At 52.2% G+C, this 24,245-nt stretch carries 15 protein-coding genes, 1 tRNA gene and 1 riboswitch; of the genes, 13 read left to right on the forward strand and 3 right to left on the reverse strand.

Features of this window, described 5'->3' with window-relative positions; all coding sequences use genetic code 11:
• Positions 1-139 precede the first annotated feature (139 nt).
• Complete coding sequence (locus C12CBH8_RS01795) at positions 140-349, forward strand: helix-turn-helix domain-containing protein (RefSeq protein ID WP_009257965.1); 210 nt, start codon at positions 140-142, stop codon at positions 347-349.
• Positions 350-370: 21 nt separating this feature from the next.
• Entirely contained in the window at positions 371-1,801 is a 1,431-nt protein-coding gene (locus C12CBH8_RS01800) for a site-specific integrase (RefSeq protein WP_009257964.1), read from the forward strand.
• A gap of 230 nt (positions 1,802-2,031) precedes the next feature.
• On the opposite strand, the gene C12CBH8_RS01805 is transcribed toward C12CBH8_RS01800, so the two are convergent.
• The 3 genes from C12CBH8_RS01805 to C12CBH8_RS01815 all read right to left on the reverse strand — a co-directional run bounded on the left by C12CBH8_RS01805 (position 2,032) and on the right by C12CBH8_RS01815 (position 3,817).
• Positions 2,032-2,108 (reverse strand) — tRNA-Arg (locus tag C12CBH8_RS01805).
• A gap of 188 nt (positions 2,109-2,296) precedes the next feature.
• Entirely contained in the window at positions 2,297-3,490 is a 1,194-nt protein-coding gene (yqfD, locus tag C12CBH8_RS01810) for a sporulation protein YqfD (RefSeq protein WP_215533398.1), read from the reverse strand.
• Between the two features lie 12 nt (positions 3,491-3,502).
• On the reverse strand, positions 3,503-3,817 hold the full coding sequence (locus C12CBH8_RS01815; RefSeq protein ID WP_090265633.1) for a YabP/YqfC family sporulation protein: 315 nt from the start codon (positions 3,815-3,817) through the stop codon (positions 3,503-3,505).
• 133 nt (positions 3,818-3,950) lie between these two features.
• On the opposite strand from C12CBH8_RS01815, the gene C12CBH8_RS01820 reads away from it, so the two are divergent.
• From C12CBH8_RS01820 to C12CBH8_RS01870, 11 genes are all read left to right on the forward strand, one after another.
• Positions 3,951-5,066, forward strand: a complete 1,116-nt coding sequence (locus C12CBH8_RS01820; RefSeq protein WP_246441776.1) for a nucleoside recognition domain-containing protein — start codon at positions 3,951-3,953, stop codon at positions 5,064-5,066.
• Positions 5,067-5,158: 92 nt separating this feature from the next.
• Positions 5,159-5,377, forward strand: coding sequence for a hypothetical protein (locus C12CBH8_RS01825; RefSeq protein WP_090265638.1), 219 nt, complete (start codon positions 5,159-5,161; stop codon positions 5,375-5,377).
• A gap of 215 nt (positions 5,378-5,592) precedes the next feature.
• Positions 5,593-6,435: a DegV family protein gene (locus tag C12CBH8_RS01830; protein WP_215533400.1), complete on the forward strand. Its 843-nt coding sequence runs from the start codon at positions 5,593-5,595 to the stop codon at positions 6,433-6,435.
• A 132-nt stretch (positions 6,436-6,567) separates the two neighbouring features.
• Positions 6,568-8,352, forward strand: a complete 1,785-nt coding sequence (locus tag C12CBH8_RS01835) for a bifunctional metallophosphatase/5'-nucleotidase (RefSeq protein ID WP_246441777.1) — start codon at positions 6,568-6,570, stop codon at positions 8,350-8,352.
• 475 nt (positions 8,353-8,827) lie between these two features.
• Positions 8,828-9,046, forward strand: a riboswitch (cobalamin riboswitch).
• A gap of 227 nt (positions 9,047-9,273) precedes the next feature.
• The gene (locus tag C12CBH8_RS01840) at positions 9,274-10,815 is read left to right on the forward strand and encodes an outer membrane protein assembly factor BamB family protein (protein WP_215533402.1); all 1,542 of its coding nucleotides are present in this window, start codon (positions 9,274-9,276) and stop codon (positions 10,813-10,815) included.
• Positions 10,816-11,006: 191 nt separating this feature from the next.
• Positions 11,007-11,828, forward strand: coding sequence for a DUF4430 domain-containing protein (locus tag C12CBH8_RS01845; protein ID WP_215533403.1), 822 nt, complete (start codon positions 11,007-11,009; stop codon positions 11,826-11,828).
• Positions 11,829-11,831: 3 nt separating this feature from the next.
• Entirely contained in the window at positions 11,832-12,704 is an 873-nt protein-coding gene (locus C12CBH8_RS01850) for an energy-coupling factor transporter transmembrane component T (protein ID WP_215533404.1), read from the forward strand.
• The gene (locus tag C12CBH8_RS01855) at positions 12,680-14,293 is read left to right on the forward strand and encodes an ABC transporter ATP-binding protein (RefSeq protein WP_215533405.1); all 1,614 of its coding nucleotides are present in this window, start codon (positions 12,680-12,682) and stop codon (positions 14,291-14,293) included. Before C12CBH8_RS01850 ends, C12CBH8_RS01855 begins: the two co-directional genes overlap by 25 nt.
• A complete protein-coding gene (locus tag C12CBH8_RS01860) occupies positions 14,283-14,990 on the forward strand; it encodes an ECF transporter S component (RefSeq protein ID WP_215533406.1) in 708 nt (235 codons plus the stop codon). Before C12CBH8_RS01855 ends, C12CBH8_RS01860 begins: the two co-directional genes overlap by 11 nt.
• Positions 14,991-15,220: 230 nt before the next feature.
• The gene (locus C12CBH8_RS01865) at positions 15,221-19,948 is read left to right on the forward strand and encodes a discoidin domain-containing protein (protein ID WP_215533407.1); all 4,728 of its coding nucleotides are present in this window, start codon (positions 15,221-15,223) and stop codon (positions 19,946-19,948) included.
• A 213-nt stretch (positions 19,949-20,161) separates the two neighbouring features.
• Complete coding sequence (locus C12CBH8_RS01870; RefSeq protein WP_215533408.1) at positions 20,162-24,145, forward strand: GH92 family glycosyl hydrolase; 3,984 nt, start codon at positions 20,162-20,164, stop codon at positions 24,143-24,145.
• Positions 24,146-24,245 lie beyond the last annotated feature (100 nt).

The raw sequence follows: 24,245 nt of genomic DNA on the forward strand, positions 1-24,245 counted from the left end.
CTGGGACAGCTTACTTAAATATTTGGAATCGAACGCCTTGTTTTTTACTTTTTTGTTGATGTGGCGGCAGAGAAAGCGTATATGATATATGTAGGGAATCGTAGGCTTCTTTGTCGGCCACACAGAAAGGAGGCTATTCGTGGCTGATAAACAATTTCTTGAAAACACAGATCGGAATAATGCAGAAAAACGGAGCTATTCCGTTTCAGAGGCTGCTGAGATCCTGGGCGTCAGCAAACGCTCCATTTATAACCTGTGCGCCAGCGGAGCATTCAAATCTGTACGCATAGGGACTAAATTGAGGATTTCCAGAAAGTCCTTTGACGAATGGCTTGATGGTTCCGATTGATTTGGAAGGGAGCCTACAACTATGGCATCAATACAGAAACGCGGTAAGAAATATGCTGTTGTCTACACCTATGATGACTCAAAAGGTGAGAAGAAACAGAAGTGGGAAACTTTTATAACCAAAAAAGAGGCGTTGAAGCGGAAAGCCGCGGTGGAAAATGAGATCAATAACGGCACTTTTATTCCGCCCAGTGAACTGACCGTAAAAGATTTTCTGCGAGACTTTGTAGAACTATATGGAACCAAAAGATGGGGACTGTCTGTTTATGCTTCTAATAATGGCTTAATCAGCAATTACATTAACCCGTTGATTGGGGACGAAATTGTGCAGGACATCAATCGCAGGTCAGTGGACCAATTCATCCAGAAGCTGCAGAAAACGCCTCCAATCGAAACTCCATACAGACATGCACGGACAGACTTTGTTACGCCATGCACCATTGAAAAGATTATTAAGCTGATGCGCTGTGCATTTCATCAGGCTGTCCGCTGGGACATTATTGGTAAAAATCCGTTCGAGGATGCAATCTTGCCCAAGCGGGAGAAAAAGGTCAGAGCCATCTGGACTGCCGATATTATTCGAGATGCTCTCAACCACTGCTCGGATGGAAAGCTGTATGTCGCAATCAACCTGGCCTTTGCCTGCTCCATGCGGATGGGCGAAATCACCGGCCTTACATGGGACTGTGTTCATATATCAGATGAAGAAATCGCTCGGGATGATGCCTTCGTCTGGATTGAAAAAGAGCTGGCCCGTGTTGACCAGAAGGCTATCAACGCAGTTGGCGAAAAGGACATCCTCTTTGTATTCCCGCGCTTGATGGGCGGGAAGTCTTCTACGCGGCTCGTTTTGAAAAAGCCTAAAACAGAAAGCAGCATTCGTAAGGTTTGGATTCCGCGAACTCTTGCCTTTATCTTGCGGGAATGGAAAGAGAAGCAGGACAAGCTCAAGGAGTTTATGGGCGATGACTATATCGACTACAATCTGGTTTTGGCGCAGGAAACGGGCCGCCCCTGTGAAGATCGGATTATTGGAAATCAGTTTGAACGATTGAAAAAATCCGCTGGTCTTCCAAATGTTGTTTTTCATTCTCTCCGTCACTCCAGCACAACTTATAAGCTGAAAATCAATAAGGGAGATGTTAAGGCAACGCAGGGTGATACCGGTCATGCACAAAGCGACATGGTTACCCAAGTTTACGCACACATCTTGGATGAGGATCGGAAGGTCAACGCCCAGAAATTCGAAATGGCCTTTTATGCGAACGCGGATTTGCGTGGCGTTGAGCAAAGGCTTCGCGCAGAAAGCGCCGTTGCTGAACCTGACTCTGAAATTCTGCTGAAGCAGTTGGAGGCTAAACCCGAACTCATGGATGCCTTCACGAAAAAGTTTGTTGAGCAGTATGGAGAACAGATTATGAATCAGTTAGCAAAAAAACTGATTGGTGCATAAATACACAGGAAAGCATGAGACGACATAAAACGCTGCGGCAGTGCTCATTAGCAAAATGAGCAGTTTTTTCAAGTTTGGCATAAAAATCGTTCGAGTCCTGTGATGGAAATTTGAGCAGATGGGAGTAAGAAGTCTCCACTCTAACCAATGATAAAAAGGAAATCTGTTCTAATCCTCGTAGCGAAAAAAGATAAGGAAAATGCCGCAACCTCTTGCGGTTACGGCATTTATGGCGTCCCCGGGCAGATTTGAACTGCCGGCCCCACGCTTAGGAGGCGTGTGCTCTATCCAACTGAGCTACGGAGACATATTCGATTTTTCATGGTCAAGGATGGAGCGATCCGCCTCCCAGGACTTTGATGACCTGATTATTAGGAGGGGTTTGTTATATCCATTTAACTATGGGGGCTCATAAAAAGGACGCACTGATTTCATTCAATGCGTCCTTTATTATACCTTGGTTGTTTTGCATTTGTCAACCGCATCCCGGTATTCTCAAGGGGAATCGGGAGCGGAATACTGGATTTCCTCCTCCAGCCCGATTTCCTCTTTGCACAGGGCATGAATGGTGAAGGTACACACATCGTCGGCATGCTGTACATCTTCCGCCTGATTCAGGATCTCGATCCCGGCCAAATCGGTCTGGGCCTGGTTTGTCGCCTGTTGCCTGGCTTGTTCTTCCGCCTGTTCCGGAGAAAGGGTGATGACCTCCTCGGTATACGGCTGATAGCGGTCGATGCGCACCGAGATGGGGAATTCCACATCGCCGATGGATAACGGACGTTCCACCGACTGTACATCCACATTGCCCTGGGGATTGGAACCGATAGTAAGAGGAATCCGCAAACCGAACAAGACAAGACTGCGGCGTTCGGTCAATTTGCCGCTTGGCGTACGCTTGGTCTGCTGATAGGGCACCTGGACGACAATATCCCGTTGGGTTTGGGCGATGACGGTTCCCCTGGCGTGCTTGAGCATGGTATGCCCTACTTTATCCTCCACCGTGCCGCTGATGAGGAGCTGTCCCTTTACCACGGCATCCCCCTGCTGTACCATAGGAACTCCATCCAGGGCAGTGATGTCCAGAATAACGCCGTCCTGGGTAGCTTTGATGTTACAGGGGCGGTCGCTGGGGACAATCTCAGGAGGCATCCCCCGTTCCTTGACCTCCACCACCGCACTGCTTCCCTTGATGTTGACCGCCAGCCAAGAGAGCTCCGGCATGGCCACCAGTCCCTCGCTTTGCAGGGCGCTGGGATCGATGGATGATTTGAGCACCCCGCTTTTAAGACCCATACTGGCCAACGTGTCGGTGATATACTGGGTGGATACGGTTTCATTGCCCACCACCTTCACCGACCAGATGAAGGACGAGAGCACACACAACACCGTCACAAACAACAAAAGCCCCACTGCGATGCCCCATCGCCTGCGGTAACGGCGCAGGAGAAAGGGAAGCCCGGACTTGCCGGTGTGATGCAGACGCATGCCGGTCTGATTGGCGACGGCGCGCAGACGGAAGTATCCCTTGGCCGTAGTACAGGCCGTCAGTATTCCTTTTCGGGAATGGCAGTCCCACAAGGCGATTTTATTCTGGACGCACAGATTTAAAAAGCGTTCCGGGAATCCGCCGATGGCTTCAAAGGGGACCACACCCATGAGAAAATGCAAAAATCGGATGATAAACACAAAACCACCGCCTCACGTCAAAAATTCGATGGAGAGGAGGTAGCCTTCCACCACCGCTGTATCCTCCGTCAAGGTGCAGAGACTCAGGTCCCGTCCGGTGAGGCGCAGGATGAATTTGCCCAGATTAAGGCGGATGATATCCTCGTCGTATTCCAGGATGCCTTTGCAGCCCTCCACCGTCAATTCCCTGTTGCCCGACAGGAGAAGCTGAGGCGTCCCGCCCACCGCCGACAACGGTACTTCCAAAGCGCTTGCGACTTTTTCCTTCATGGATTTTGGGGGCACTTCCGATGGGACCGCCCGAGAGCGGCGACGTTTTTTCTTCATGTGGCATTCCCCCTAAGGCCGATGGTCCGGCCGCAATAATGCAATGGCTGTGATACTTCAATTTATGAGCCGGGGACAAGAAAAATACCCCGCCTGCATATACATCCGATGGGAGGTGGGCATCTTGAAGCCTGTGGTACGCCGCGCAATCCATTGGACGTTGCTGGGAATGGTCTGTCTCATTTTGGGGATTTTGTTGTTTTTGTGGCCGGAGGGGTCGTCGGAAGGGGTGCGCAACGGACTTTCCCTGTGCGCATCGGTGGTCATTCCATCCCTGTTTCCCTTTATGGTATTGTCGGCCTTTCTCATCAAATCGGGACTGGCCGAACGGATGGGACGTGTGCTGGAGCCGGTGACGCGCTTTCTCTTCGGCCTGCCCGGATGTACGGCAGCCCCCATCTTCATGAGCCTGATCGGAGGATTCCCGGTGGGGGCCAGAGCGGCGGCCGAGCTGCGCCGTCGGGGCGAGATCTCCAGGCGGGATTTTACCCATATGCTGTGCTTTTGCATCAACGCGGGCCCTGCCTTTATGATCGGGGCCGTAGGATCCATGATCGGCAGCTATCACGCAGGGATGCTGCTCTACTTCGCACAGATAGGAGCGTCGCTGTTCTTGGGGATTGTCATGCGGTTTGTGCTGCCCAAGGGTCGGGAGGAGGATCGTCCCACCCGTTTCGGCAAGGCGCTTGGGACGGCCGACGCCTTTGTGGAATCGGTGGCTGATACGGCGGTATCCATGCTGTCGATCTGCGCCTTTGTGGTGATCTTTGCGGCGCTGACCGGGATGTTCCAGCAGGTAGGGGTCACAAGGCTGGTATCCCGTGTGCTGGAGGGGCCCATCCAGTTTTTAGGGCTCCATCCTGCATTAGCCGGCGCCGTGTTCCCCTGCATCTTGGAAATCACCACCGGCTGTGCGGCGGCCTCCAATGCCGGTACTGCGGCCATTCCTCTCATCGGAGCGGCGTCGGGATGGAGCGGACTGTCGGTACAATGTCAGGTGTTGTCCACCATGCGGGATCTAAAGCCCGATAAAAAATGGTTCTGGATCGGGCGTGTGAGCTGTGCCGCTCTGTCGGGGATTTTGGCTACGGTACTGATGCAGGTATGGCCACAGACACAGGAGGTATTCTCCACCGGAGCCCAACCCATTGCCCAGCCGTTCTATTTCTCAGCACCGGCATCGGCGGCGCTTTTGGCCTTTGCCGCATTTATGGTTTTGGTGTCCCGGCCTTCACGGGTGGAATCCTGAGGGAAAATGTGCTATGATACAGTTGACTGTAAAAAAATCGGAACGCCGCCTTTTCGCTGTATGCGGCATAAAAAGGAGGGGGAAAATTCCCCATGCGACCAAAACCGTTCGGCCGGGACATTGAACCGGCTTGTGAATACTGCGCCCGTGGAAAACGCAGCAGCGATGGAAAATCCATCCTCTGTACCCGCAAGGGGATTATGGGGGAGAAGGATCATTGCCGGAAATTCCTCTACGATCCTCTGAAACGGGAGCCCAGACGGGCGCCTGCCCTGCCGTCCTTCTCGGAGGAGGACTTCCGTATCGATTGATGCCATAGGGCGCACTTCACAGATTTTAGAGGTACGCCATTTGATTTTTTAAGAAAACAGCTGGGATTTCGTTGAATTCATTGGTAAACTGTGGTATCCTAAAGGGAAGAAGAAAAAGGGAGGCAAGGCCGTGTCGTCCGAAGGATGGGTGCATTCCAGGCCGGACGCCTCCTTTTTGGTTGGGAAGGATTTTCCCAGGATAAGGAGTGACACCCATGAGCAAAATTGTTGTGACGGCCGACAGTACCTGTGATTTATCTCCGGAGCTTCGGGAACGGTACCATGTGGAGCTGGTACCCCTTTACGTCAACTTCGGGGAGGATAGCCGTCGGGACGGCGTAGACGCCCAGCCTGACGACATCTATGACTATTATCGCTCTTCGGGGAAGCTGACTACCACATCGGCGGCCAGCCCTGGGGACTATCATACTTTTTTTAAAGGGTTTACCGACCAGGGATATGAAGTGATCCATCTCAATATCAGCAGCGGTTTTTCCGCCACTCACCAGAATGCCATGATGGCGGCCAGCGATTTAAAAGGGGTTTATCCTGTGGATTCCTACAATCTCTCCACCGGCACCGGACTTCTGGTATTGGAGGCCTGTGACATGGCAGAGGAGGGGATGCCGGCGTTGGATATTGTAACAAGGCTGGAGGAAATGCGCTGTCGAGTGCGGGCCAGCTTTATTTTGGATACGCTGGAGTATTTGTGGAAAGGCGGCCGATGCTCGGGTGTGACGGCCTTGGGAGCCAACCTTCTCAAGCTGAAGCCCTGCATCGAAGTGCGGGACGGCAAGATGGGGGTAGGAAAGAAATTCCGCGGCAATCTCTCAAACGTCATGGAGCAGTATACAAATACCCGTCTGGAAGGCGTTCGGCCGGAGCTAAAACGGGTGTTTATCACCCATTCCGGCATTGATCCCGCCATTATCGATCGGGTAAAAGCCCGTGTCAGGCAGCTGCATCCCTTTGAAGAGATCCTAGTCACCCGGGCCGGCTGCGTCGTCAGCAACCATTGCGGTCCCAATACGTTAGGCGTATTGTTTATCGAAAAGTGATTTATCAGCCGGAAGGTGTTAAAACCTTCCGGTTATTTTTTACGGGAATATGGTATAATGCAAGATAATACAGGATTTCGGTTGAAAGGACCTGTTAGAAAAAGTAAGGAGGCTGATTAAAAAGTGAAAAAGATGAAACGGCTGTGGTCCCTTGTCCTGTCCGCAGCCATGGTATGCACCACCCTGCTGGGAGGGACGAGTGCACTGGCGCAGGAAGGCGACGCTTCCGATGAAGTGACGGTAAAGGTCGTTCATACAAACGACATCCACGGCCGTTCGGGATACCAGGAGGGGACGGCATTTGGCTTTGAGAAGCTCGCCACTTTGATCCAGCAGGAGGATCCGGATCTGGTTCTGGATGCAGGGGACTTGTTCCACGGCCAGGCATTTGCCACCCTGGAGGAGGGGGAAAGCATTGCCGAGCTGGTCAAAGCCGTGGGGTACGACGCCATGACCCCGGGCAATCACGACTGGAACTACGGCAAAGATCGCCTCAAAGAGCTGGGGAACGTGGCAGGGCTGCCGATTTTGGCCGGCAATATCACCCAGGATGGAGAGAATTTCTTTGGAGGGGACGGGACCCTTATCAAGACAGTGGACGGTGTGAAGATCGGGGTACTCAGCGTCTTTGATCCGGATATTAAGGACGACACTGCACCGCGCAACGTGGAGGGACTGACATTCTCGGACGATGCCCAAACGGCCACCCAACTGGCGGAAAAATTACGGCAGGAGGGGTGTGATATCGTCATAGCGCTGTCGCACCAGCTGTACTGTGAGGAATTTATCGCTCAGACAAAGGGCATCGACGTCATGATTGCAGGCCATGAGCACGTCGTCCTGGACGAGTCCTATCCTGACGCGGATGGGAAACCAGTCAAAGTGGTGGAAGCGGGCTGTTATTTTGAGAATGTGGGAATCCTATCCATTACATACGACCCATCTGAAGATGCCGTCGTATCCATGGAAGAAGAGGTAATATCCGCATCCCAAGCCGGGGACGTTGCCTCAGATGAGACGGTGTCGGCACTGCTCGGCAATATCCAAGAGCGTCAAGCGGCACAGCTCACCCAGGTGGTGGGATCCACCGGACGGGATCTGGATGGCCGATGGGAGGAGCTTCGCGTAGAAGAAACCGGTTTAGGACGTCTTGTCACAGCCGCCTATCTGGAGGAGACCGGGGCGGACATCGCCTTTGAAAACGCAGGCGGCATCCGCTTGGGTAAGATGCTCCCGGCCGGGGACATCACCTGTCAGGATATCGTCGACATTTCCCCCTTTGGGAACTACATTGTCACCAAGCAGATCACCGGTGAGGCAGTTCTTTCCATCCTGGAGAAATCCATCGACATCGGTATCCGGAATCAGGAATCCTACGACCAGTGGAAGGAAACCGGATCCGACCAAGTGCGTTGGCCGGACGACAACGGCAGTTACCTTCAGTTTGGCGGTATGAAGGTCACTTACGATACCTCGAAGCCCATGGGACAGCGGGTGCTTTCGGTACAAGTAGGGGAGCAGCCTCTGGAGCTTGACCGGGTGTACATCGTAGCTACCAACAATTACATTTCCCTTGGGAAGGCTTTTTCAGAACTGGCCGATGTCCCGGAGCTGCATCAATACGCCGCCTGTGACGAGGCGCTGATCCGGTTTGTACAGCAGGGCCAAGAAAAGGTGGATACAGCCGCAGCCAATGAATCCCTACAGGATGTGACGGGAATACCGGAAGAGCCTTCTGAATCGCAAACGGAATCCCAGCCCAGCGCTTCTTCTTCGACCGCTTCGTCGTCTACAGGATCGGGAATTGATTCACCGAATACGGGTGTTGAAAGCTTTGCCTGGGTTTGGGGACTGTTGGCAGTCAGCTTGGTGGGTATAGCTCTTGGAGCGGCACGGAGCAAGAAAGCAGAAAAATAAACCAAAGTTTTACTGCGAGATCTCGTCTGGAGAAAGAAGAAGCTGGAATCCTTGTGTAGAGTGATTCCGGCTCCTTTACCGATTGATAGAGGATTTCTTCTGTGGAAAAGGTTTATAAATCCGTTTTGATTCGGGAATATAGTAAAATTTATAGGTTAAAATCGCATCTTATTCACAAATTTATAGAAGCTTCAAATAAAAATCACAGGTAAAAATTGACTTTACTAGCGAGATGTGATATAGTGAAATGGTCGATTTTATACTGTTTCTATGCCAGCCTCCTTAATGCGGCTGATAAAGAATCCGATTGGCTGCATTGATTTTCCTTTCCAAACCAAAAGGGCGGGACCAAAATTAGGTCCCGCCCTTTTGGTTTGACATCGTTTCTGAAATAACGATAAAATGAGGAGGGATTTGGAAATGTCCCTTGTAAAAAGGGAGAGAAGTTGTTATAATTGAGAAAATAAGAAATGAATCAGCAATACGAAATTGCGGTTTGAACGGCGGCGGGAAAAGCCGCTCAGTAGATCAATAGGGAAGCCGGTGAGAATCCGGCGCAACCGCCATTACTGTGTTTTGACGACAGCGGGAAAGAACCGCCATTGGAGGAAATGGTCCTCTGAGAAGGCTTTCCGTCTATGGGTGCACCCCATACGTCATCAGCCAGGAGACCTGCCGCATTTTTTGTAAGGCGTATGTGCCCCGGGCGAGGGGGAGGCAGCCGATTTTTGCATTTGCTGGGGTCTGCCGCCAGAAAAGGCGGGGATAGTTGTGCCCTAAGCTATGGTGTGCGATCGGATGACAATACCTTCTCCTATGGGGAAGGTTCTTTTTTTGCCTTTGTGCGGAAGGCGGAAAGGCCATGTTTTCTCAACCGGGATGTATCACATAGAGAGCAAAATAGAAAAAGGAGTGTTTGATTTGAAAAAGACGTTGAGCCGAGCACTTTGCAGCCTCATGACGGTGATGATGGTATTCTGCCTGACATCCGTTGTTTCCCTGGCTGAGGATGCGGGACAATGGAATTCTTACCGTGGAAATTATCAGAACAACGGCGTAACCAGCGCCCGCACCGCCCGTACCGCTGACGAAGCAGACCTGAAATGGGAACTGGCTTTGAAGGATTCCACCGACTGGTCGACCAATGTGTCTGACCCCATCCAGGTGAATGGAACGGTTTATGTGGCTGTGGGTTCAGAACTTTGGGCGGTGAATTCATCGGGCGAAGTGACTGGCCGCGGCACGCTGGAAGGCGCTATTGGATACACCTGCCGTCTGATGCAGGCTGAGGGAAAGGTGGTTGTCCCCCTGTCGGATGGACGCCTCCAGTGCCTGGATATGGACAGCCTCAAACCGGTTTGGATCACCGATCCGGTGGTGACTCAGGATCAAGAGGGACAGACCCGGAATCACCAAGCCCTCACTACCATTACGTATAGCGACGGCCTCCTTTATACCGGGACTGCTTATGCCGACTGGTCCAGCAGTTACAGCGGTGTTTATCAGTGCGTGGAGGTGTCCACCGGACGCATTGTATGGCAGTATGAAAACACACAGGCCGGTTATTATTGGAGCGGGGCTGTGTGCGTCAATAACGCGGTGATTTTTGCTGGTGACGATGGCATTGTCACCTCCCTTAACGCCAAGACCGGCGACCTCATCGACGAGATGGAAACGGCAGGCGGCGTTCGTTCCAGCATGGTACTGGAAGGCAATGAAGTGTTCTTTTCCTCCCAGAACGGCAAACTTCACAGAGTGACAGTGGGCGACGACGGTACGTTGAGCCAGCATGAAGAAGTTGCCTTTGCCCAGTCCAGCACCAGCACCCCGGCCGTATACGGCGGCAAGGTATACGTAGGCGGCGCATTGGGTCCGGAGCAGCAGTACGCAGGAGTCCTGGCGGTGGTGGATGCCTCGACCATGCAGGTAGAAAAAACCGTCAATGCACCGGCCGACGTCAAATCGGCTCCCTTGGTGACCAAGGCATACGGCGATGAAGCCTATGTTTATTATACCGCCAACAAAACCCCGGGCGGCATTTATGTCCTGAAATCCGGCGCCGACGAGGGGGAGGATCTTTTTGTCCCCACCGGTGACGGCCAAAACTATTGCTTGGCCAGCATCATGGCCGATGGCGACGGCACCCTTTACTATACCAACGATTCCGGCAAACTGTTTGCCGTTGCTTCCCATGTCCCAGAGGAAGGCGGGGACGATCAAAGCGGGAGCAGCAGTGAGAGCCAGCAGCCCAGTCAAAGTGTACCTTCTGAAGACGATGGTTCTGTAAGTTCCAATCCCAGCAGCGCTGAAGGAAGCAGTTCTTCGTCTGCCAGCACTTCGTCGAGCACTGTGAACAATCCCCCCACCGGTGAGAACAGCGCAGCTTTCTTAGTCGTGGGTATGTCGGCTTTGGCCGCCGGTGTGGCATGGATCTGCAGTAAACGCCGTAATAGAGAGGCGTAATTGGGTCGGCCTCTTTCCTAGAAACGAGTGAGAAATACATCCCCAGGGAATCGGATTGATTCGCACTGGAATATGGACTGCCGATGGAAATGGAGATATCCTGCGGCAGGTATCCCACAGAAAAAGCCGCCGTCTGAACCCCGTTCGGTTTCAGGCGTCCGGCCTTTTCTGGGTTTTAGGAGGTACTTTTGATGAAACGATTGTTATGCTTAATCGTAACCATAGGCTGTCTCGCCGGCTTGCTGGCCGGCTGTGATGACGTCCCGGCTGCGCAAAACAGCACCTTGTCCTCTTCAAGAACAGCCTCGTCTGCATGGGCATCCAGCGAAGAGGAAGAGTCGGACTTGTCAAACCCAGAGCAGCCCATCCAAGAGGACTCCAGTCGTGCGGAGGAAGGGGATTCTTCTGTTTCTTCCCAAAAGGAGGAGGGGACAGGTTCCGCTTCTTCCAGGGCAGGGACTTCGTCAAAATCGCCGCCTGCCGTCTCCAAATCCGCCGGACAAGAGGGCGGCGGAAAGACGGCTTCATCTGACCCGCCTGCATCCAACCACAAGATGCCCGATGCTGCTTCATCTCCCGAGCAGACTCCCGCCCCCGAACAGACTCCCCCTGCGTCCAGCCAAGGAGGCAATAGCGGCGGACAAGAGGAGCAAAAGGATCCCAATGTCGTCACCATACGCTTTGCAGTGGAGTGTCAGGCGGCGGTGGACAAGGGGAACCAAATTGCAAAAAAGATCTCTAACAACGGATACGTCCTTGCCCCTGTCACCATGGAATTGGAAAAGGGAGCCACCGTCTATGACGCATTAAAAAAATCCGGTTTGGTCTTTACCAGCAAGATGGACATGTTTGGCCAGTATGTCTCATCCATCCAGTCTTTAGCTGAGAAGGCTTGTGGGGACCAGAGTGGATGGAAATACGAGGTCAATGGGGTATTTCCAGGCGTCAGTTGCAGCGTTCAAACGCTCCAAGACGGAGATGCTGTGATTTGGCACTATTCCCTTACGGTGTAGCGCATGAGACAACATGTGTTTTATGACGTTCATCCGGCGGTGATTTTCCTTTATTTCTGTGGGACCATTGGATTTGCCATGAGCACCATGCACCCCCTCTATGTGTCCCTGTCGTTTGGGATGGCGCTTCTGTATGGATGGTATCTCAAGGGATGGAGAAGTGTGTGCCGCGGCCTGGGATACGGATTGGCAGTGATTGCCATTGTGGCGGCGGCCAATGCCTTCTTTAACGGTTTGGGGCTGACGGTTCTGTTTCACGTCGGGGATCATCCCATCACGGCCGAAGCGCTGTGCTATGGATTGTGCGCCGGAGGGATGCTTGTCAGTGTGATCCAGTGGTTTTCGTGCTACCAGGAGGTCATGACCAGCGATAAATTTTTGAGCCTGTTTGGGCGTTTGGCTCCTACCACATCCATGATGGTGTCCATGATCTTCCGCTATATTCCGGACACCATCCGCAAAGCCCGTGAGATCCAAACCGCTCAAAAGGCCATGCTGGGCAACGAGTCCCCTGGAAAGAAACAAGAGCTTTCCCAGGGCATCCGTATGGCATCCATTCTCATGAGCTGGAGCATGGAGAGTTCCATTGAGACGGCCGATTCCATGCGCAGCCGCGGCTATGGGGAGACAAAACGCAGCCATTATACCAAACAGAAAATCAACCGGTATGACGTCATTTTGCTTTGTGTAGTAGGTTTGCTCATTGCCGTCAATGGATACTGGATTTTTGCCAGGGCAAACCAATTCGCCTTTTACCCGTGGATGGAGGGTGTATCCATTCCCTGGTGGATAGGAACCTTGTATGCTATACTGCTCGGCATACCGCTTTTGCTGGAAGGGAGGGAACAATTATGCTGGCTGCCATCTCGCTTGTAAACTATACCTTTTCCTACCCGAAGCTGGATGCCCCCACTTTACGGGATATCACATTGGAAATCGGGGAAGGGGAATTTGTACTGTTGTGCGGTCCCACCGGCAGCGGGAAAACCACTTTGCTCCGCAGCATGAAACGGGAGATTGCGCCGGTAGGGAAGGCGCAGGGCACCGTGCTGATCCAAGGGGAGGATCGGGATCAAAAACGAAAGACCGTCTCGGCGATGGAAGTGGGATATGTGGCCCAAAGTCCGGATAACCAACTGGTGATGGATACCGTATGGCATGAACTCAGTTTTGGCTTGGAAAATATGGGACTCCCGCCCCACGTCATCCGCCGCCGCATGGCTGAAACAGCCAACTTCTTCGGCATTGAAAGCTGGGCCGACCGGAAAGTGTACGAACTGTCCGGCGGGCAAAAGCAGATTCTCAATCTGGCGGCCGTCATGGCTATGCAGCCCAGGATCCTCCTGTTGGACGAACCCACTGCCCAGCTGGATCCCATTGCGGCAAAACAGTTTCTCCAGATCCTCAAACGCATCAATGAGGAACTGGGTACTACAGTGGTGCTGTCCGAGCACCGGATGGAAGATGTCCTCCCTCTGTGCAGCAGCGTCCTTTTTTTACAGCAGGGGAAAATACGGCATTACAGCAGTCCGTCAGCGTTTGTGGCGTCCTTGTTGAAAGAGGATCATCCGTTTGCCAAGGCCTTTCCCGCTTCCGTACACATTGCAAAGGGGTTGGGGGAGAGGGAACGGTTTCCTTTGTCGGTTAAGGACGGGAGGCTTTGGCTCAAAGAAAAGGGCTGGAAAAAGGGATCCGCTGGATCCGTCCCCCAGCCGGATATGTACCCTGCCGGTAAACCGGTACTACAGGCCAAAGAAGTGTGGTTCCGCTACCGGAAGGAAGAGGATTTTGTGCTCAGAGATGCCTCCATCGCCTTTTATCCCCGGGAGGTCCACGCCATCGTAGGGGGCAATGGCAGCGGAAAGAGTACCCTTTTGCATCTGCTCAGCGGAGCGGTAAAACCCAACCGCGGAAAAATTCATCGGAGGGACGGCGTCCGTCCGGGATTGCTTCCCCAGAATCCAAAAGCGCTTTTTACTGCCGATACAGTGAAGGAAGAGCTGGCGGAGTGGAAACAGAACTTCCAATATACCGACGGGGACATTGACCGCGTCATGGACGAAATGGGAATTTCCCATCTGGCAGGCCGGCATCCCTATGATCTAAGCGGCGGGGAGATGCAAAAGACGGCTTTGGCCAAGGTGCTGCTGCTGTGTCCCACCGTACTTTTGCTGGACGAGCCCACCAAAGGGGTAGACGCTATGGCAAAAGAGGAACTGCTCCACATCCTGAGGCGTCAAAAGGAGGAGGGGAGGACGGTTGTACTGGTCACCCATGATCTGGAATTTGCCGCCCGCCTGTGTGACCGATGCTCCATGCTGTTTCAAAACGGCATTGCCTGTTCCGACCAGGGCAAGGCGTTTTTCGAACAGAACGCCTTTTACACTACCGATTGCAACCGTATGACCCGGGGGCTGGCTCCCGGCTGTGTCACGGTAGAGGATGTGACCGCTCATGATAGATAAAGTACTTGCATGGATGGAACCTGTGTTATTGGTACTGGTTCCGGCGGTTTTGATCCTGTGCGCCTATTTCCAGGTGGAAAATACCGCCCTCCTCAGCCTGATGACAGTTGTTTTAGCCCTTGTGCCCTACTTCCTGCGGTTTGAACGCAGGCATCCGCGCCCCAGGGACATCATGCCTATTGTGGTTCTGGCCGCCATCGCCGCTGTGGGACGCATTCTGTTCGCTCCGTTTCCCAATGTAAAACCGGTTACAGCCATTGTAATTGTCAGTGGGGCCTGCCTAGGTCCTCAGAGCGGCTTTTTGACAGGGGCGCTGGCGGCATTATCCTCCAACCTGTTTTTTGGACAAGGTCCCTGGACGCCGTGGCAGATGTACGCTTGGGGGCTGGCAGGATATCTGGCCGGGCTGTTGGGGCGATGGGGCCTTTTGCAAAAGAAGGGCGTGGTATACGGCTTTGGATTCGTATCGGCTCTGTTTTATGGATTTATCCTGGATTCCTGGTACATTGTGGGATTTGTATCGCCTATCACATGGCAGTCGGCTTTGGCGGGATACGGCGCGGGACTGCCGTTTTCTCTGGCCCATGCAGTGGCTACCGTGGTGTTTTTACTGCCGATTTTCCGGCCGTGGTGCAAAAAAATTCATCGGATTCAGCAGAAATATGGGGTAGGGTCAGGAGAACAGAGCATCTCCTGACCCTTTTGTTTTATAGTGGAAATAGATACCCAAAAATAGGCAGATGGATAGTAAATGATAGTTATTATTTTGGAAATAAAAAGATTGTCCAGAATATTATAAAATTAGACAGTGTGATAAATTTAAGGATATGCTACAATGAAGTGTAAGAAAAAAGTATTCTGATAGCCCAATATCGTCTAAGAAGAAGGACCCACTCAGATTCTAAATGAGAAAAAGGAGGAAGTTTTGTGTTCCAGTCATTGAAGAAGGGGACGTGCCTTGCAGTGGCGCTTGCCTTGTTGACGACGCTGTTTACAGCGGTCAGTCCAGTCAACGCCCAGCCCAAGGAGGAAGAGGGGTATCGCAATGTAGCTCTCCGTCGCGCCGCCTATCATTCCACCGCAACCGACTATAACCAAACCGGCCATCTGGTCACCGATGGGATTACGCCTGAAGTGGATATCGACGCTCCGGAATATTCCGATCAGTATGGGGACTCCCCCTCGGCAGAAAATCCCAGCTGCGCTTTTGACGGCAATTCCGGCACCAAGTGGCTGACCTTTCATCAAGCCGCGTGGTTGCAGCTTAAATTTCCAGGCGAGGAAGCATATACGGCCACAAGCTATAGCCTGACTACCGCCAACGACCAGCCTGGCCGTGATCCCAAGGCTTGGACGGTGGAAGGCTCCAACGACGGCGTCAATTTCGACGTGTTGGATAAGCAGGAAGGTATCACATGGTCGGAGCGCTACGAAACCAAGACCTTCCAGATGGAAAACGATACGTCTTATCGCTACTACCGCCTTAATATCACTGAAAACAGCGGCGATAACGGCGAGGAACAACAGGGTGAATGGATTCCTGGACGCATCCAGTTGGGCGAATTCGACCTGTTTAACGCCGATGGGGAAAGCGTTGTTCCCCGTCCCGGTCAGGCCGGTTTCAACAGTGAGTGGGTCAGCAAATCCTCTGGCGAACAGTATGTCTACATCGACTTGGGCGCTCAGAGCAGCATTGATAAAGTAGTGGTTGATTGGGGCGACAATTACGCCAGCCAATATGAAATCCAGGTGTCCGACGACGCAGAGTCCTGGAATACAGTATATAAGCAGAATGCCGGTCAAGGCGGTACTGAGGAATGTGAATTCGACACTGTTCAGACCCAGTATGTCCGTCTGCTGTGCCAAGAAGCGGTAGGCAACAACTACGGCGTCTATGAGATGGAAGTGTACGGTGTAAATGACCTGCATTATTCTGTCGGCGAGATGCCCGAGCCGGAAGCTGACGGCACCCAGTACCTCCGAGGCGGCAATTGGAAAGTGGAACGCGTTTCCCAGGTCGGCGAGGAGACCACTGGTGAAACATTGTCCCAGGCCGGCTATGACGATAGTTCCTGGCTTCCTGCGACAGTTCCCGGCACGGTACTGTGGTCTTATCTGCAGGCTGGCGCTATTCCGGATCCCAACGTCAGCGACCAGCAGCTGCAGATTTCCGACAGCTATTTTACCGCGGACTTCTGGTACCGCAACAGTTTTGTCATTCCCGAGAGCCAGGAAGGCCAGCGCACCTGGCTCAACTTTGACGCCATCAACTGGAAGGCAGACGTCTACTTTAACGGCCAAAACGTGGGCCGCATCGAAGGCGCCTTCATCCAGAGTAAATTTGACGTCACCGACCTGGTGAATTACGGCGGCGAAAACTATCTGGCCGTTTACATCCATAAAAACGACAACCCTGGAGCCGTTACCGAGCAGACCATCGGCAGTGCCGGTGCAAACGGCGGCGTTTTGGGCTACGACAACCCCACCCTCCATGCCTCCATCGGCTGGGACTGGGTTCCCACCATCCGCGGCCGCAACATCGGCATCTACCAGGATGTATATGTCAGCTATACCCAGGATGCCCGTTTGGTCAGCCCCTGGGTCATCACCGACCTGGATCTCAACGACGAAGTCACCCCCATTGAAGCCGAAAACCTGGCCCTTAACAAGGCCGCGTCGGCAAGCTCGGTGGAAGACGAATATAATGGCGGGCAGAACGTAGTGAAGAATGCTGTGGACGGTGATTCTTCTACCCGTTGGTCGTCAAAGTATGCGGATGACCAGTGGTTCCAGGTGGACTTTGGGGAACCCACCACCTTCTCTAGTACCCGCATCCAGTGGGAATCCTCTTACGCCAGCAATTACACGCTGCAATACTCCAATGACGGAGAGACTTGGAGCGATATTCTGACCGAGGACAACTGCAAAGGCGGCGTGGATCAACAATACTTTGACCAAATTACCGCTAGATATCTACGCATTCAGTGTGGCGACCGCGCGTCAAAATACGGCGTTTCTTTCTGGGAGTTTGAAGTTTACGACATGGAAGAACCAACGGAGGAACCGGAAGGGCCTGATTTTTCCAAGGCTGACCTGACAGTCAAAACCGAAGTGTCCAACTGTAAGGATGAGGCTTCTACCGTTACCGTCAGCGGCACCATCCAGCCCGGCAACCTGCCCTTCAGCCAGGATGTGAATTTGGAGCCCAATGAGACCAAGGAAGTTACCATCGACGGCATTGTCATGGAAGATCCGGAACTATGGTGGCCTAATACATACGGCGACCAATACCTCTACACTTGCAACATCCAGGTTAGCGAGGACGGCCAGGTTTCCGACGACGAATCCTTCCAGTTTGGCGTCCGCGAATTCAGCTACAGCGAAGGCAGCCCCCTGGAGATTTACTGCAACGGCACACGCATCATCGGCCGCGGCGGCAACTGGGGCATGGACGATTCCAACGTCGCTGCCACTGCAGAAGACTACGACACCAAAGTCCGCCTCCACGCCGAGGCAAACCTGACCATGATCCGCAACTGGGTCGGTCAGACCGGCAATGAAGAATTCTACAAAGCTTGCGACAAATACGGCATTCTGGTGTTTGACGATTTCTGGCTTGCCAATCCCAGCGACGGCCCCAATCCCAACGATGAAGAAATGTTCATGGAAAACGCTGTGGATAAAATCAAACGAGTCCGCCGTTATGCATCGGTGTGCTTCTACTGCGGCCGCAACGAAGGCAATCCCCCCGAGACACTGAACAAATCTCTGGAAGAGGCCACCGTGACCTATGACGGCACCCGTCATTACATTCCCCATTCGGCTTCCGGCACCGTCAGCGGGTACGGCCCCTACGCTGTCCAGGATCCGCAGTATTACTTTAACAACGCCCCCATTACCCTGCATTCCGAGCGCGGTATGCCTAATATCCCGGCCTACGAAAGCATGGTGGAAATGCTGGGTGAAGACCATCTCTGGCCCATCGACAACGTGTGGGGCCTGCATGATTTCACTTCCGGTTCGGCTCAGAACGGCAACAAATATCAGCAGGAGATGAAGGATTACGGCTCCTACAATAGTCTGGAAGAATTTGTCCGCATCGCCCAGATGGTCAACTATGAGAACCACAAAGCACTGTTTGAAGCCACTCTCAACAAAGGCGGCAACGGCATGCTGATGTGGATGAGTCAGTCGGCATGGCCGTCCATGGTATGGCAGACTTACGATTATTACTACGATACCAACGGCGGATATTTCGGTCTCAAACAGGGCAACCAGCCCATTAACGCCATCTGGAACTGCACAAACGAAGGCATTGTGCTTGTCAACTACACCCCCAATGATCTGACCGGTTTGACAGCCTATGTCAATGTGTACGATATCGACGGCAATCTGATCCTCAGTGAAAGCAAGCAAAGCGATATTGAATCCGATTCCACTGTACAGTTGATGACGCTCCAGTATCCGGAAGATGCCAGCGACATTAAATTCATCCGTACCCGTGTAGAGGATGCCGACGGCAATCAAATCGCCGACGATTTCTACTGGACCAATACGAAAGAATACCAGGGTTATGAAGCCCTCAACGATTTGCCGGAAGTTAAGCTGACGGCTGATTACCAAGCGCAGGAGAAGGTGGAAACCACTTGTTACTACACCGTCAACCTGCAAAACAACAGCGATGATCCGGCTTTGATGATCCGTCTCAAGACCACCAATGATCTGACCGGCGAGCGGGTACTTCCGACTTATTATTCCGATAACTACATTTCACTTATGCCGGGAGAATCCAAGCAAATCACCGTGGAATTCGACGAGAAGTACTTAAACGGCGGTCAACCTGTGTTCAGCGTGGAAGGCTGGAACATCGTAGAGAGCAACATCGGCGAAGAGCCGGAACCGTACTACATCAAGGGCTTCCATATCAAACGGGAGAACCAGAGCATCTCTCAAGTTTCGGCCGGTCCGGTATACGCTGAAGTGGAGGTCGCCGCTCAGGAAGATTGTTCCTTGAAGGTCAATCCCGTGATCGCCCTCTACAAAGACGGCAGGCTGGTTGACTTAGAGAACAATAACGCAGACATCGTAATAGAAAACGGGGAGACCACATCCGTACTGACCCCGTCAATCACCATCCCCGATGAGGAAGATCTGAGTGGTTATGAGGTAAAAGCCTTCCTGTGGGGAGGAGAATCTTATGCCGAACCCATGCAAGGCAGCAAGGAACTGGATGTATGGTCACCGCCCAATTTAGCGCTGGATGCAGTGGCTGAGGCCAGTTCGGAGGAAAATAAACAGCAGAGCGAAGGCGCTGACCACAGCGTTAAAAATGTCAATGACGGCGACAGCACGACCCGTTGGGCTTCAGATTGGAAGAAGGATCCGCAGTGGGTACAGCTGGATTTTGGCAAGCCGATTGAATTTTCACAAATCGTCCTGCAGTGGGAAGCTGCCTATGCCACGAAGTACGTCATTCAGATCTCAGATGACGGGGAGCGGTGGACCGATCTGGTTCGAAACGACAATAGCAAAGGCGGGACTGAACCGTACACGTTTGAGGAAAGCCAGACGGCCCGATATATCCGTGTCCAAGGAGAAGAACGAGCCATGGAGAAGTATGGTTATTCCCTCTATGAGATCCAAGTGTATCAGTAACCATCTATTTTTATACCACGTTGTAATCGAAGAGGATGTCCAGTCGATCAAATCGACTGGACATCCTCTTTTGTAATGGGAGGTAAAAATGAATTAAAAGAGTATAATTGAAAAATGATATGAAATATAACATATGACATAGACAGATGGTAGTGAGTATGTTATAATAATAAGGCAAAAATAAAAATTTTTTTAGTGAAGGAGTGAAATGAAGTGAGAAGTCAAATGAAGCGAGCACTGGCTTTTTTGTGCAGTGGAGCACTGTTGTGCAGTATGGCTGTGACATCGCCGGTTGTTTTCGCTCAAGACCAAGGAAATGGGGACGAAAATCCAGTTTCCTATGTGGACACTTTGATTGGTGCGGAAAACAACGGCGCCTGTATCGCAGGACCTACCCGCCCCAATGGTTCCATCCATCCGAGCCCGGAAACGAAAAACTGTGAAAATGGTGGTTACCGTGCCAATCAGGATATCGTTGGTTTTGGCCAGCTATATGTCCAGGGCACCGGCGGAACCAAAACCTATGGTAATTTTATGCTGTCCCCTCAGGTGGGGGATCCCATTTTCAATGAAAGCAACCGTGCATCCGGCAAGGCCAATGAGGATGCAAATCCCAATTATTACACAGTGGACCTGACCAAATACGGCATCAAAGCCGAGGTCACGCCGGAAGAGCATACGGCGCTTTACCGCTTTACCTATCCGGAAAGCGACCAGTCCGGCATTGTGCTGGACATCAGCCGGAAGATCGGCAACGAGGTGGCGTTGGACGAAGGCTCCATCACCATCGATCCTGAAACCAATATCATTACTGGCGGCGGAACTTATAAAAAGAATTGGAATCCGGCCCCCTATGAACTGTATTTTACCATTGAATTCAGCGAACAACCCACGAAAATGTGCGTATGGGATCAGGATGGGCTGAAGGAAGACCTCCTGGAAAAATCTGTGGATTCGGGCAACAAGAATCGTTTAGGCGCTTATGTCCAGTTTGACACAGAGGCCGACGAAGAAATTTATGCGAAGATCTCCATTTCCTTTGACAGTGTGGAAAAAGCTCAAGCCTATCAAGAGGAAGAAGTCCCTGGCTTTGACTTTGACGCCGTCGTGCAGGAAGGTGCAGACGAATGGAATGACATTCTGCACAGCATCGAGTTGGGGGAGAACACCCCCGATGCTCAGAAGGAAAAATTCTATACAGCTCTGTACCATCTCAATGTGCAGCCTCGCGACCGTGTATCCGACCACGGTTATTGGGATGATTTCTACACCATGTGGGATAACTGGAAGACAGCGTTCCCCATGCTCAACATCATCCGTCCCAGCATGGTAGGACAGGTAGTCAATTCCTTCATCGACCGCGCCCTCAACGATGGTGAGCTGGCTGACGCCTTTATCCAGGGCAAGCCCTATTACTGCGGACAAGGAAACGATACCGACAATGTCATCACCGATGCTTATCTAAAACAGATTCCCGGCGTGGATTGGGAAAAGGCTTATGAGGCGGTGCTGGTAAGTGCAGAGAATTGGCGCACGGAGAATTACCTCAAGTACGGTTATCAGTTTGGCACAGACAACCGATATGGATATCGTCTGAAACCGGCTTCGGCCACCCAGAACTTTGCCTACAATGACTGGGGCATCGCCCAGATGGCCAAGGGGCTGGGCAAGACGGAAGATTATGAAAAATATTTAGCCCGTTCCAAGAATTGGCTCAACGTGTGGGATGATACCGCGGAAAGCGATGGCTTTACCGGATTCCCCCGCGCCAGGAACGAGGACGGTACCTTTAAGAATACCGACCCCAAGAGCGGTTATGACAGCGATTTCTATGAGGCTACCTGCTGGCAGATGGCTTATTACAACGTCTACGACGCCGAAACCATTGTGGAAAAAATGGGCGGAAGAGGCGAGTTTGTTACCCGCCTGGAGCATGCTCTCAACAATAACCTCATCGATTTCAGCAATGAGCCGTCCTTCCACACCTTGTGGCTGTTCTGCAACGATGCCGTCCAGCGCCCGGATCTCGCATCCTACTGGACCAATCAGTTGCTCAAGAAATTCCCCCAGCGCGACTATCCCGGCGATGAAGACAACGGCGCTATGAGCGCTATGTATATGTTCCTCATGTCCGGTTTCTTCCCCTATTCGGGCACCAATGACTATTATCTCCATGGCACCCATCTGGAAGAAGTGACCTATCATCTGGAAAATGGCAAGGATTTCAAGATCCTGGGTGAAAACGTTTCGGAGAAAAACATCTATGTCCAGTCGGCCACCCTCAATGGGGAACCTCTGGATGTGGCCCATATCACCTACGATGATATCAAAAACGGCGGCGAACTTAAATTTGTCATGGGTTCGGAACCCAGTTCCTGGGGCCGGGGCGAAATGGAGACCGAACCTCCCACCGATATCCAGAACCTGACGGTCAATGAAGCGGCCGGTGAACAGGGTCTGGCTATCCTCAGCTGGGATGCCTCCACTGATAATGACGGCGTTTATCGTTATCACATTTACCGCGGTACCACTGCCGATTTTGTAGCCGATGAATCTACAAAGATCGCCGATACCCGCAGCACGACCTATACCGATACCCCCGCTGACGAGGGAACCTATTACTATAAGGTACAGGCCGAAGACTTTAGTTTCAACTTCTCCAATGTCTCTGAAGCAGTAAGTGTCGATATCAAGATCCCGCCTACCCAATACGGCAAGGGGAATCTGGCTCTCAATAAACCTGCAACCGCGACCGGTTCCGTCAAGCCTGCGGAAGGCCCGGAATACGCCGTGGACGGCGACAATAAATCCAAATGGTCCAGCAAAACCACCGATGAAGACGGCAACTACTGGCTGGAAGTGGATTTAGGAGCCAATTATGCCATCGACCGTTGGGTGGTAGTCAATGCCAGCATCAACGGCGAGACCATCGGCAACAACACCAGCGACTGTGAACTTCAAATCAAGACCGGCAATGAATGGCTGACAGTGGACAGCGTCAAAGGAAATACGGCTGCCACCATCGATCGAACCATCAAGAATCCGGTCAGTGCACGGTTTGTGCGCCTGTACATCACCAAACCTGTTGGATCGAATCCTTCTTCTGTATCGGCCCGTATCAATGAATTCCAGCTTTATAGCCCTGAGGAGCCTGTCCCCGCAGGATCGTTGACCATGGGCAAAGAGACACAGGTCAACGATCAGGTCAAGGATACCGAGAGCGGCGCCCAGGCAGTGGACGGCGACAAGAAGACAAAATGGTCCTGCCGTTCCACTCAAAGCGATAACGGTACCTATTGGCTCAAAGTGGACTTGGGAAAAGAATATAACGTAGGCAGCTGGTATGTATGTCATGCTGGCAGTGAAAAGCAAAGCTTTATCACGCAGGACTTCTCTTTGCAGGTCAGCCCAGACGGTGAAACCGGTTGGACCGATGTGGATACAGTCACTGATAATACGGAAAACATCACAAACCGCCAACTGGATGAACCGGTCAAAGGACGTTATTTCCGCCTGCATATTACAAAACCCACAGGCGACGGCGCAGATTCCATTTCAGCCCGCATCTATGAATTCCACCTCTATGAGGCGGAGAGCGCTTATAGCGATATCACCATGACCACCGATAAGGATTCCTATCAGATCAATGAAACCATCACATTCAGCGCCAACACCCCGTCGGATGTAGACGGGATCAGTCTGGTCAATGAGAATGGAAAAACCATTGGACTGACCAAGATTAAATCGACAGTGGGCCAGGATGATCGGAAGAATTGGACCATTCAGGCATCCCTGGGCACCGCTGGCCAAGGACGTACCCTTACTTTGAAAATCCATCGAAACGGCCAGTGGGAGACTACCGATGTGAAGGTAACCTTTGATGTAACTACCGAGGGGCTGGCCCCAGCTCAGATGCTGGAAGCTGTCTTTGCCTCCGAACAGGTCAAAGTCAATGAGCCTGTTCAAGTGACGGTACGCACTTCCACAGGGGTATCCAAGCTCTCGGTCCGCAATGAAAATGGACGTGCTATGGGCTTTACCGTGCTGGGATATGAGGATCAAGACGATGTCCGGACTTGGACCATCGAAATGTCCGTAGGAACTGCCGGCATGCGTATTTTCAGCTTCTATGGCGCGGACTACGCTGGACAATGGTCGCCTTATACAGTGGAGAGTTCTATTGTCATTACTCCGTAAGAGAAAAAGATTGTACTAAACGAAAAAAAGAGATCGGCGTCATCGGAAAGGTGACGCCGGTCTCTTTTGTCAATTGGAGGGATAATAGAAAATAAAATGT

Source organism: Solibaculum mannosilyticum (assembly GCF_015140235.1).
Lineage (GTDB): Bacteria > Bacillota > Clostridia > Oscillospirales > Acutalibacteraceae > Solibaculum > Solibaculum mannosilyticum.